This window comes from Neolewinella agarilytica (assembly GCF_900110645.1).
Lineage (GTDB): Bacteria > Bacteroidota > Bacteroidia > Chitinophagales > Saprospiraceae > Neolewinella > Neolewinella agarilytica.
Genome location: NZ_FOFB01000012.1, coordinates 151,129 through 163,842 on the forward strand (window position 1 = coordinate 151,129; position 12,714 = coordinate 163,842).

The 12,714-nt window shown below is 49.1% G+C and carries 9 protein-coding genes; 7 read left to right on the forward strand and 2 right to left on the reverse strand.

What is annotated here, in order from left to right:
* Positions 1-24: 24 nt before the first annotated feature.
* Positions 25-2,352 carry a hypothetical protein gene (locus BM123_RS12255; RefSeq protein ID WP_090168888.1) on the forward strand — a complete coding sequence of 776 codons (2,328 nt, stop codon included), beginning with the start codon at positions 25-27 and terminating at the stop codon, positions 2,350-2,352.
* A 63-nt stretch (positions 2,353-2,415) separates the two neighbouring features.
* On the opposite strand, the gene BM123_RS12260 is transcribed toward BM123_RS12255, so the two are convergent.
* Together BM123_RS12260 and BM123_RS24580 are read right to left on the reverse strand one after the other, a co-directional pair.
* Positions 2,416-3,243, reverse strand: a complete 828-nt coding sequence (locus BM123_RS12260) for a DNA/RNA non-specific endonuclease (RefSeq protein WP_245748530.1) — start codon at positions 3,241-3,243, stop codon at positions 2,416-2,418.
* Positions 3,134-3,676 (reverse strand): DNA/RNA non-specific endonuclease, encoded by a 543-nt coding sequence (locus tag BM123_RS24580; RefSeq protein ID WP_245748529.1) that lies wholly within the window; start codon positions 3,674-3,676, stop codon positions 3,134-3,136. Before BM123_RS24580 ends, BM123_RS12260 begins: the two co-directional genes overlap by 110 nt.
* A 360-nt stretch (positions 3,677-4,036) precedes the next feature.
* On the opposite strand from BM123_RS24580, the gene BM123_RS12265 reads away from it, so the two are divergent.
* The 6 genes from BM123_RS12265 (at position 4,037) to BM123_RS12290 (ending at position 12,708) form a co-directional block, all read left to right on the forward strand.
* On the forward strand, positions 4,037-7,657 hold the full coding sequence (locus tag BM123_RS12265) for a T9SS type A sorting domain-containing protein (RefSeq protein ID WP_175489356.1): 3,621 nt from the start codon (positions 4,037-4,039) through the stop codon (positions 7,655-7,657).
* Between the two features lie 169 nt (positions 7,658-7,826).
* Complete coding sequence (locus BM123_RS12270; RefSeq protein ID WP_090168894.1) at positions 7,827-8,450, forward strand: hypothetical protein; 624 nt, start codon at positions 7,827-7,829, stop codon at positions 8,448-8,450.
* Between the two features lie 780 nt (positions 8,451-9,230).
* Positions 9,231-10,076: a site-2 protease family protein gene (locus tag BM123_RS12275; protein WP_090168897.1), complete on the forward strand. Its 846-nt coding sequence runs from the start codon at positions 9,231-9,233 to the stop codon at positions 10,074-10,076.
* Positions 10,077-10,930: 854 nt separating this feature from the next.
* On the forward strand, positions 10,931-11,554 hold the full coding sequence (locus BM123_RS12280; RefSeq protein WP_090168900.1) for a hypothetical protein: 624 nt from the start codon (positions 10,931-10,933) through the stop codon (positions 11,552-11,554).
* 103 nt (positions 11,555-11,657) lie between these two features.
* A complete protein-coding gene (locus BM123_RS12285; protein ID WP_090168902.1) occupies positions 11,658-12,266 on the forward strand; it encodes a hypothetical protein in 609 nt (202 codons plus the stop codon).
* Positions 12,253-12,708 carry a hypothetical protein gene (locus BM123_RS12290; RefSeq protein WP_090168904.1) on the forward strand — a complete coding sequence of 152 codons (456 nt, stop codon included), beginning with the start codon at positions 12,253-12,255 and terminating at the stop codon, positions 12,706-12,708. The genes BM123_RS12285 and BM123_RS12290 overlap by 14 nt, the downstream gene beginning before the upstream one ends.
* Positions 12,709-12,714 lie beyond the last annotated feature (6 nt).

Genomic DNA, 12,714 nt, shown 5'->3' on the forward strand with positions numbered 1-12,714 from the left:
CAGCCAACTAAACGTCATTGAACAATGGGAAAAGTCGAATTTAATGTCCCACCATCACCCTATTCCCCCCCTCACACGATCGAGTTTGAGGCCAACCAAGAAGAGTATAATATTATAAGAGCATTCGGCCGAAAAGTATTTGAAATGGGATATTTTCCCTATGAGCGCACCGCCGAAAAAAGGGTACTTGATATCTATCGGATAGGTAAGCTGGAAGCCCTTAAGGTCCTACTTCACCAAAAGCCACGTCTACTGGGGACTCTCCGCGATCGAAATGGTTCTTGGCCTGTAGGAATCTATAATTTAATCGATTGTTTTGTAGGAAATACAAATCCCAAAAGAATCTTCGAACTCAATGTGGAAGATAGCTCTTGGGTCGTCAGAAGAAAACGGGAGAACATTTACGGAAATATCAAAGACAAAAATCTTGAAGAACTATTCCGTGATTTTTTAGGAATTTCTGCCTCGTTGCAAGTTGGTGACGTAACAGAGATTAACCATCAACCTTATTATAGAGCAGTAGACCTCGTCATTGCATTTATGTCTGTATACGATACGAAAAATTTTCCGGAGATACTCAACAATATCGAAAAATTACTTAGTAAAGAAGGTAGAGTACTGCTATTTGCTGGAGAAGCTCTTCTAAACGAAGACAATAAAGCCGTAATGGAGCACATCGGTATTCACCTGAATACGGTGCTCAATTTTCCCACGAAGGTCTTTAGCTTTGAAATTGGATTTTCTCAAAATGGGAATGAGCATTCTAGCGAACTTATGATCCTGTCACGGGAAAAAGATAAATTCATCTTTACGGGGCAATTCGCTAATGAAGCTGTACACAATGAAGAATTACTGACGAACTTGTTTCACCGGAGAGAGCCAGGGAGAACCCCTGAGCTCGGTTTACTAACCCATTGTCGCCAGTACGTAAGTTGTCTGAATACAATTAGCAAAGCTAAACTAAAAGAGGAGTCAAAATCTCAGCGATATCCAGGGGTGCAGCTAAAGGAGTTGGTAAAACCTTCAACGGCAATCATGAATGAAACACTGAACTCACACTACACTACAAATCATGGAGAACTCCTCACAGCTATTTTCATGCACGGTACAGACTTGGGATTAGTAAATGATGAAGCCGTCGAGGAGATGTTAGGAGAATGGCAGCTAAGTAATATGAGTGTCATCAAGCTTCCCCTAGATCCCACCAAAGTATTTTATCCTTATTTCCGGATTTACTGGGAATCCCCCCTTCACCAACTCGCTCTGGAAGGAGTTCCAAAATCGGAGGACGCATTTCTGGGTAGTGTCAACTCAGAAGATGTTGAAACTATAGTTGTCTATCTTCCTCCCTACGCCGAGCAAGTACGTCGGTTTGAACTTGCCGAGGTCATCGACCGAACCCAAAAAGAGTCGGAGCAACTGAAAAGTAGTATTTGGTCCGGTGAGCTATCATTCAACGAATTTAGCGCTCGAGTTGAAGCCTTGCAGAAAGGTAATGACCTGTCTTTTTGGATTGCCCGCTTACCGGCTCCCTTAGCACGTATTCTCAACCGATACGAAACTACAACTGATGTAAAGGCTCGCAGCGAACACCTCTATCATTTTTTCGAGGGCTGTGCGGAATACATTGTGTGTATTTCCCTGAGTTTTCTCAAACACAGCTCACTAAAGTATGATGAGGTAATCGAGAACTTTAACTTCAAGGAGGATCAAAAATCAAATAAAAAATTCGGAGCTACTTTTGGCACTTGGACGCACCTTATCAGTAAAATTGCGATTACCGTCCGAAGCCTGAAAGAAAAAGGTGCGTTACCTTCTACTTCCTTTCCCCAAGAGCTAACATCACTACTTCTCGGGTCTAATTTTATAAAGACCATCGAAAGTGCCCGTATCCTGAGAAACAAACGTAGTCACGAGGGCCTGTTAGATGGCCAGGATGCCGAAAATCGCTTAAAAGAACTAGAGGTCCTGATCCAAAGCATCAGGTACGAACTAGTTGGAGCGCTTTCTCCAATAGCGTTGATGTATTTGTTCGAGTCGAGAAGAAAAAAGGGGAAGTATCTCATTCAGTTCAAGGACTGTCGCGGAGCTTCAAACAGGTTGTCTTTACGAGATTTTGAGCGGTCTGCTGATTTGCAGGATGGACTTTACCTCAAACTCAATGAATTGTTTATTCCCCTTTTACCGGTCATTCAGTATGACGACGACTTAAACATTTTCACCTTCTTCAACGCACTTCAACGCGATGAAGTAGCTGTTGTCAATTACACGCATGGCGAGTATTCAAGCCACAGCTTTTCTGATGCAAAATTAGTAGTAACGATAAGAGAAACTTTGGGCTTAATCACTTAATTTATTTTCTATCCGGTATTTTAGGATTATCTCAATAGACTATGCAGTGTCTAGTCACTCTTATTATTGCGTGTCACGACCAAATACTTTAAGCTTTTTCTCCCCATCAACAACCATAACCGCAGACTCTCCGAACTTACTAACCTCCCCCGTAACCGCAATAACCTTCCCGTCAAACTCCGCCTTAGGGTCACCCGAAAAATTGACCAAATTTTCCTTCCGGATCATCACCGAAAAAATCTGATTAGGGTACTGCTTATCCAGATTAAACCAGAGATGCCCAGCCTGGCTGTACCGGCTACTCACCACTTTCCCGACCACCGTGACCTTCTTTCCTCTCCCCATATACAGCTTCGCTTGCACCGTATTAAAGTGACCCCGGGGTAGAGAAGGGGCATAAATCGGGTCGACGTCGCCGGCGGCCACCGCCGGAATCCATAACTCAGTATCAGCCTCCTGCTCCATCGACTCCTGACCTTCGACCAGATTAAAGAAATCCAGCCCCGTCAACTCTTCCACCTCATCAATCGGCACGGCGTAATGCTCGATGGGGTAGGGGAGCTTCACGTTTGGCATCAGGAAAGCGATCGCTTTGCCCGCCTCCAGGTCCAGCACAACCTTATAGTACTGCTCCGGAATCGACACCTTATTCGCACCCCGCTCGATCACGGGTAAGCCATCTTTCAGAACGCCGCCGGTAACCACGTGTAGATGATGTCCGGTCCTGGCAACATAGCCCCTCAGCAACCCCTCCAGCTCCGCCCAGCCATCACGGTTGAAATCATCTAGTTGTGGCGACATATTGGAATACAAATAGCTCTCTGACAACGCCTTCTCCGACCACCGAAAATCCGCCGACGGAGCCAAGTGGCCACGGTCCCAGCCGACCACGAAGTAGCCGCGAAGCGAACCCATCATATTTGTAAGTGCTATCGGGCTGCAGGTACTTTAGAAAGTAGTCCGCTTCCACTGCGGAACCGGTAACAACCAAAGGATCTTCCCTGAAGTCATTTGTCCGTGCTCCCCGTCCGTCCGTGACCTCCGGACGAATAATGTGCGCCACCCACCGTGCCTGCTCATATTCCTCCGCATACGACAGTACCATAGCCGAATGCCATAGCTGTTCACCGGAAGGGAGGCCAACGCTCTGCAGATCTTGCTTAATCTGCTCAAACTTCAGTGCTTCAATTTCTGTGTCAAGCTGCTCTAGCTGTTTAAGCAGTAAAAGCTGCTTTTCCTTTTTAACAGCGAGGCGGGATTCCACGGTCTGGCCACTCACAACAAAGGAGCTGAGTCCCAGGATAATTAGTAATCTGAATTTCATCACAATCAGTAGGCTTTCATGGGGTTACTATTGAACTCGCGTCAAAGCTATCGTTTTTTTGCTGCTAAACAGCAAAATCGGGCAAGGCCCAGAGCTATGATTTGGTAATAATTAACCTCACTAATCATCTTCTCTTTTGCGGACTTTCTCGAACGTAGCGTACTCTTCCTATAGACGCTTCAAATTTTCGGAAGCTAAAAACAACAGCTCATCGGAAAAACAACAGGCTTCAGAAGGTTTCTCCTATTAATTGGCAGACATCATCCAGTTACGTAGGAAACCGACAATAACTTTGACGAGCAATAACAACATTGTTATTGCTCGTCAGCCATGACAAGTGCCCCTTTCAAAACCTACCTCATGAAGCCTTTTATTTACCTGTTGTTGTCGGTCCTGTTTCTGTTTGGAACAACCCTTTGTGCTCAGAACCTCTGTACTGCAGACCCAACTATCCCCGATCAGGCAGCCTATCTCAACGGAAACGATCCCAGCTTAGATCCTGACTACGTTTTTGACGCAAGTCTGCCCGCTTACCTTAACCTCCCGGTCGTTTTTCACGTATTCTCGTCAAACGACGGTAACACTACAAACCTCTTAGCATCACGTTCAGAGATCGACAATGCGATAGCTGAGGCAAACAGTTTCTACGCACCAGCTAATTTGGGATTCGAACTTCTTTACGATCCAATCGAATATTCGCCAGCACAGAGCCAGGCATACTTGGATGTTGACCCCGCAGACATTAACAGCTACGGAGAACTACCGTATCAGCCAAACGCAATCAACGTTTACGTTGTCCAACTGATCGCAGGCCTGTCTAAAAACATCGGCAACGCTACTTTTCCGCAAAGCGTTACTGGCCAGACCGTCCGAGGAGATCAAATTCTTCTCAAAACGGGCTTCGTTTTCAACGACGGTAACTTCTCCCATGAACTCGGTCATTTTTTTGGACTTTTCCATACCTTCCAGGATGTGGGCTGTCGTCTACCAGACCCCAATGAAGACGGTATAGAGCTATCCGATATGTGTGCTGCCGTGGCGGCCTGTTCAGGATACACGGAGTCAAACCCCAACTTCGAAGGAGACCGCTGCGTTGACACACCTCCGGGCTTTGAGGGTACAATTTATAACAGCCTCGATAATGGCTGTATGGAATTGTGCCCAGATTTGGACTTATCTACAACTAGTTTCTCAACACTTACTGAGAATGATTTGAAAAACGTAATGTCCTATAGCAACTGTAAGCAATACCTTTCTGATGATCAGTACGCGAGAGCTTATTGGTACGCTGTGAACGCTCGTCAAAACCTACTCGCACCACAAACCAACGCTAGTGGTCTATACCTCATCGCTCCCAGTATTACATCGCTCACTAGTATGGAAAACGTCACTTTTATTGCCGCTAGTCAGTACCAGGGTGAGCATTCTGTTAACTTCGAGTATCGGCCACAAGGAACAACTCAATGGACACTCATCGGTGAGGCATCCCGTACCGATCCAGGGCTGCTCTACCTTCCCGCCAACGTACCGCTTTATGAGCCAGGCACACCAGATCAAATCGTGGAATTTAGAGTTGTCCGGCCCGACGTAGCTGGAGCAGAGGAAATTAGTGCTCCTGTCACCATTACTTCTGTAGAGAACTTTGATTTCAAAACGGGCTGTGAGCCTTGGGCTGATTACACTCCTTCCGTAAACCTGGAAGTCGTTAGTGTTGAAGCTGGAGAGGCCAATAATGTCGTAGAGTTTACTTGGGATGACTCCGTCATTCCTAACGTAGCTACAGCGAACCTCGACTTATACTATACAGCGCAAAACAGCTGGACTGCATCACTAATCATGAATGGCCTCAACAACAACGGTTCCTTTACTGCGGTTCTCCCGTCTGATCTTGATCTTTCCGAACAGTACTTCCTTTTATATTATAGCGCGGCAACTACTTGTCCAGGAAGGCCCACTCCTGTATTCGATATTGGCTTAGATTACACATTAACGAATTGTTCCAATATTTCCATCGGCGAGGCCACAAATTCGTCATGCACCGATGGCACTTACGATCTGTCAATCGTGTTCACGGGCGATGCTGGAACCAATTACACCATTGAAATTGATGTTCCAGCTGATCAAACATCCTTAAGCGTTACCGGATCGGGGACTTACACCTTCACCGGCTTGTCTACGCTCGGGGCTATTGAGATTTCTGCTTTCGAGGAAGGTAACCCAAGTTGTAAGGCACTTACGTTCCGAGGTGGTCAAGACTGTTCTCCCGCTCCCGTCGGTATACCTCAACTTTTTGTTATGTCAGCATCTACTTCTACGCCAGATGGTAACCGAAGGATGAACCTGGACGGAAGTAACGCTGTAAATTTTGATGCCAACTTCACTGAATGGAACATCGATATAGTCGAAGAGTCCGGGAAGATGTATACAAGCGCACTTATCAACGGTAGACTACGAGAACGGAACCTTGACGGAAGTTCTCCCGTGACCTATAGCGTAGGCGCCACCGGGTTCGGAATGGCCGTGAGTGAAACAGGCTACTTCTACAAAAACGGAACGGGGAGTAATCCTGAACTTCGCTTCGGTCAGCTACCAAGTACAGCATCTCAGCGGATATTTGGTACTAATGCCACCTCGATTTGTGTCAGCGATCCGCTCAATACAGTCTACTGGACGTCAACCTTTGGCTCCAGCATCAGAAGCCGCCCCATTGGTGGGAGCTCCACTTCTACAGTTGCTAGTGTCCCCGTTTCTTTAGTGGACGCCCGGGGCCTCTCCGTAGATCATGTCAATGAATACCTGTACTGGTGTAATGAAGACCTCGGCCACATCTGCCGGGTCAAATTGGATGGCTCTGATTTTTCCATCGTTCTGGAAGGACTTGACGAACCTTACGATATAGCGCTTAGCCCCGGCACCAACCAACTTTTCTGGACCACCGGCCAAGCTACCCAGAAAATTATGGTTGCTTCTTTAGACGGAAATGATCCTCAGCTACTACCAAATCAACCAGTATCCGGTCCTCGCGGCATCGACATCTGCTTCTCCTGTGGAGCACCGCAATGTCCCAGCGGTGATGTCACGCTAAGTAGCCAGGAGGAAGTCGATGGGTTCATTACCAACTATCCAAGTTGTACGGCAATTAATGGTAACCTTACTATTACTACTGCCGCTGGCTTCACTACGAACTCTCCAATTGTAAACCTGGATGCGTTAGCAAACTTGAGAACCATAGAGGGAGATCTTATCATTGACAACAACCCGAACCTGCTAAATCTCGATGGCCTGGCTGACCTGGAAGAAATTACGGGCAACCTCGTTCTTTCAGGAAATCAACTCCTCTCGGTTTGCTCTAATCAAGCTGTCTGCGAATTGATCACAACCAGCAGCGGAAGTAGTACGGTGCAGAACAACGAGGAGGGGTGCAACTCCGCAGCACAGGTTACCGCTTCCTGTATTGCACTTCCCATTACGCTTCAAGACTTCACCGCTGTACCCAATGGTAAAGTCGTTCTGTTACGGTGGAATACGAGTGCTGAGTTCAACCATGGAAGATTTGAAGTTCACAAACTTAACGGCGACGAGGATTGGACTTCACTAGCCACGATTTACGACGATGAGAGGAACACTGATAACGACTACTCCTTTGTGGATGAAACTCCCGCATTTGGCGAGAACGTTTACCGCCTGACGCAGTACGATCTGGATGGTACCGTAGGTGGAACTTGGCTTCGTAGCGCATCAATCTTTTCGGAAGGAGAGATAGACGTCTTTCCCAATCCCGCTACATCAACACTTCATGTAAACGGTAGCGTCTCCGGCATCGAGAAAGCTGAGGTTCGCAAAGTCGACGGAACGTATCTATTTATCACTAAGGACGTAGCTACAATAGATGTTACTCACCTCCCCCAAGGTGTCTACTTGATCCGTTTCTACTACGGCAATGGTGATTCAATCCTGAAGAGATTCATAGTCGCTCGTTAACCCATTAGACATGGGTTACTGAAAAGTGGAAGGCAAATACGTGCTTACACAGGACGAAGAACAAAATTGAGGCTGGCTATGCAAAAGCCTTCCTGCAAATCAAGCAAAGGTTTGTTCTTCGCTCCTTACCTTACATCAAATAGACTACTCAACTTCAGCTGCCTCAACGATGGACTTAATCTTACAAGTCGCTATTAACCGTACCTCTATCGAAACGGCTGATCCATTTGCGTCGTTGAAATCAAAGCCGCAAACGTTTCCGACCTACAAAGAAGTAGAATCTTCACCCGATAGCCCCGGTCGTCGATTTCAACTTGTCAATCAGGAAACGGTAAAAGAGCAACGCAAAGCAGACTATAAGTCAGGTATGATTAGTACGCCCGTCGCAGTAATCGGTAGCATCATACTCGGCGCACTTATCCTTGGCGCTACCGCAGCTCTTGGTTTTGAAGACCTCGCTGTTCAATTCGGAATATTGTTGGTTCTAGGGGTAATCATCGGAATCGGCAAAATCTTGTTATCGCTCGTTCCTCCGACTAGCCCGCCGGAGTTTTTGCAAATTCAGGGAAACCGCATGTTCTTTCTTTCAAAAAAGCTAGCGGTCAAATATGACTTTGGCTTTAATCAGGTAAAGGGGATCAGGTCCATTGATGTAGAAGGGACGAAATACCTGTATTTTGTATTGGGTGAGGGCTCATCTGAGCACCTTGTCGGAGAGAGTCCAGTTTTTGTATTCAGTAAAGCCGCAGAGAGCTTCTTTAAAGAGGTGATCAACACTGTCCACAACCTTTAGCTACATTAGGGCGCGGTCGCAGGATGCAAAGCAAGTTGGACGAGCAGGGTAGGGGTCTTGTTCCTTCAACCTGGTCTCGAACGCCACGCACCATCCGTCCCTTCCGTCGGCCCAGCCTCTGCTCCCCCTCCTGGGGGGCGGGGGGCTCCGGCTAGCCGCCCGGAAGCGCCGAACCGTGCTGCCGGGTGACCCAACCATAAACACCGCTCTTCGACTCCCCTCCTTCGGAGGGGCTGGGGGAGGATAAGGCTTGCCCCACTTTACCCGCCGGTTTCAACTTTCCCTGAAACTCTTTATCCAGCCTCCCGCGTCACAGCGGACGCAAGGCGCGGCCACTACTTCGCTAACGCTCGTGTGGCCCCCCCCTGCCGTCCACCGCGCCGCTAACACCGCTCGTTGCTGAGGCCTTAGTCCCTAATTGATGGCAAAACCGGCGGCCACCTCCGAAGGAAGCCGCGCAGCGAACGAGCGGCAGACCATTATAAAAGCACCATTAGTGATTTGTTCCTTCCACAAACGAAGTCCGGTGCTGAAGGATATAGTAAAACCTCACTCAACTTCTCACGCTACTCTCTTCCGGATGCCCCGCACCGCCGCCCGCTGATAGCCGGTCGACTCAATTTCTAATCTAGCCCCTTAATGTTTTGGGCTTTTACTCCCCCTTTGGGGGTTGGGGGGGGCACCCGCAGCGGTCCACCGTGCTCTTCAGAGAAAGGGCCGTGCTGCAAAATCCCTAATTTGTGGCTAGCCACTAAGATCGCAACTCCCAATAAACGCCCTATGCAAGTCGCCTTACTCTTCTTTTTAATACTCACCCTCTACACTTTTTTGTACAATCTCGCACTCTTGTTGCCGCTAAAACGTAGCGGCATTCAGGTAGAGAAATTTTATATCTGGTATGATGCCTTTTTTAAATTGTTCAGCTTCAACGTAGGCGATACTGAGTATGGCCTCGGGTGGTTGCCGCTGGGCGGTTATTTGAAGGTAGCGGGGATGATAATGGAAGAAGGCGAATCCCCATATCCGCATCACTTCCAGTACCTTTCTTTGGCAAAACAATTCTTTTTTTCGCTATGTGGTCCTATTTCAGGACTGTTGATAGCTATCGCTACGCTATTGTATATTCAAGACGCCTCCGACGCTCAGTCCTGGTTAGTTCTTGGAGGACCGGTTGGTTTCATCTTGGTTTACTCATTGATTTTTAACTATTTAGCTCCTATAATGTGTGGGCTTAATTACGGCGTAGTAGCTCAAAAGATTCTTTATGCTTCACTTGTCCTAGGACATTTATTGCTTCTTTTTGGTGTCGCACTTCTTATCAATAGTGCGTTCCCGATTTTCAACCACGTGCACGATGTTTTCATCGAACACGATCGCGTACGGCTCTTCCAACAAAGCATCAATGATGTAGGCATGCCAAATCTAGTGTTTTGGTTAGGCCTTTTTATGTTTTTTCACAATGTATCGCCGTTCCCGGGTATGGTTGGTGGGGTATTAATAAGTACTACCTACCGAAGTCTTTCCGGGCAATTACCTCAAAGAGAGTATGAGGAAAAGGGGGCGATGTTGTTCTTTGTTTGGTCGCTCGTTCTTTACGGAGGGGTGTTCTACTACGTATTAATCTAGCTTCGCTGTTGCACCCTCATTTGGACGTGACCGCATGCGGCACGCAGTTAGTCCTCGACCTAGTCGGGATGCAAAAAAAGTTGGAAAGAGCAAAGTTGGTAGCAAGCCAGTCTCCTTCGGAACGTCAATGCTGTAGAGCTCAAGAGCAAAACTTATAAGCACCCTTCACAGGGCGCAGGGCCCGTCCGTTTCGGCAGCCACGCCCGCCGAGCCACCTCCAGTCAAAAGACCGCACAAAAAAGCCCTTCTTGCAGTGCTGGCTTTTTTGCGCGGTCTTTCTCCCTCCGGTGGCTCGTGGTCGCGGCCGCCGGCTCTGGCCGGGCATTGCAGCCCCTTGTCTCGGGCGCTATGTCGGTCCACTCCGGAAAGGCATTGCCCTGAAACTAAAGCATCGCCCCTCCGCTCGAAACAACGGGGCGACCAGGTTTTCGCGCGGTTTTTCTCTTTGCTCGGCTGCCCGTGGTCTCCCGCAGTATTGCGGGACGCAAACCGCCAGCCCTGCGTCAACGCTACAAGTCCAGGGCTCTGCGTCCAGGCTTGGGGCTTCCGTGCGTCCAGGCTGAGCGCTCCGCTTCCCGGGCTACCCAAACCCATACCCCGCCCAAAATCCAGCAGCCAACCATACTGCAAGGAAGACACGCTCACCCAAAGACCTGCCAGTCTAAAGTGTTGACCATCAGCGAATTAAATGAAATTATTTGTTGTTTTAGCTTGTGAAAACCAACTAAAAACTGTATCTTTAAGTAGGTTAAGAGGCTGACATACAGCCGTTTATATCACTTTTCAACCTTATTGATAACCACCTCTGATCGCCACCCTTTTTTTAGGCTATCCGGGGCACTTACTCAACACCAATGCTTTTAAATACGCTTCTGGCAAAGGCCGGAGGTATGCCAAATTTCGAGATTTGGCAAGACCTCGCCCCCCGCCGCTTCCTCATCAATCACCTCCTGGCCGACGTCATCAAAGCCACCGAGGTGCTGCCCGCAGATACCGAAAACGGACTCTTTGCCGTCATCACCACCTCCCCACACGGCCTGCCCCAAACGCTTCCGCCCGGATGGAGCCAAATCGATCGGGTAGGGGAGTATTTCGCCACTCTGCGTACCCCTCCGGGCACCAGCACCCGGCAGGTCATGGAAGAGCTTGCCCTCGAGTTGGTCCCCCTGTTCTATCCCTCCGAGCGCTTAGAAAATGAGCTGCTGGAATGGTTAGAAAATGAATTAAGTGAGTCAACTTATCCCACTGATGATGAAGAAGATAGGGAAGATGAAGAAAAGACTGTTTCTGAATACTCCGGCTTCCTGACCGAACGGGAGCAAGACCTCAATTTTATCTACGGAAATGGTCGCACCCCGCCGCAGTACCACGGCTATCGGGAAGATTGTGGCGCGCACGAGGGCCCTGCCTACGGTCCGCCGGAGGTGTCCGACGTAGACATCCAGCACTTCGAGGAAAGAAGCTATTTCTACTGCTAACCCCTGCTCCTCATGTCCCTCCCTCGGCACCTGCGGTCCCGCGCCCCACCACTCCACGAAACACCAACGCACCAATTTTCCAACAAACTAATAAATCATCACCATGACAACCAATTACTCCCCCCTCTCCAACCCCGATTCCTTTGCCAAAGCCCTCCCAGAGCGCATCACCTACCTCGAAGGCATGCCCCGCAACTACCGCTTTAACGCCAAGCGTGGAAATCTCAATTTTGAAGACGAAAAAGAAATCACCGCAGGTGGCTCTGCCTTCTCTCTCCTCCCGCTGGCTATCCGGGTGTTTCGGGCACCACTTTTCAAAGGTCCCGACCGCCTCTGGCTAGAGATCTTCTTCCTCAATAAGTCCGGCCACCTCTGTGGCGTCCTGTTCCACTCGTCCAGCGTCGATCGCTTCTACAATGCCGCTGGAAAGCGGATGGTCTACGACCGCGTCAGCCCCCTGGGCTCCCTGATCACCGTCCGACCTTTACCCCGCATGCACCCCGAACACGGGCCGTATTTCGTGGCCGATTTCACCTTCGAAGATCTCCCCACTCCCGCCCAAAACAAGGCTCAGGAAATCCGACAGGCCATTCCCCCCATCTACCGCCGTGATACCGTCACCCACCCCGAAACCATGCTGCTCCAGGAAGGCTACCAGGCCCCCGATTACGAAGCCCAGTCTACCGAAATCACCAACCATGCCCCAGCTTAACGATCTCCACGCCCATGCCTCCACTCGCCCGCCAGGCGGGTGGAGCGCCACGGCCGTCCAGTCCTATCCCTTGCGGCCATCCCCCAAAATCGCCGCTCTCCTTATCGACCCCGACGACCAGACCATCCGCACGGTCTACGTCCACGCTACGGCCGCTGGCCTGCGTGCCATTTTCGGCGATGCCCGCGTCACCTACACCGACAAACACTTCTTTCGCGCCTACGGAACTAACCAATACCGTGAGGAAGTAACCGACCGCGCCACCCTCCCCAACGCCCGCTTCAGCGTGCAGGGCAAAGTACTCATCACCGGCCCCGATGGCACCGGGGTGTCCCCGGATATTTCCACAGAAATCATGCGAGAAACCACCTTTAGTCGGTGCGATGCCTATCAAGCTAAGCGGTTGAATAATTTTTACTCATTCAGTAATTTCTTAAAATAATTTTGC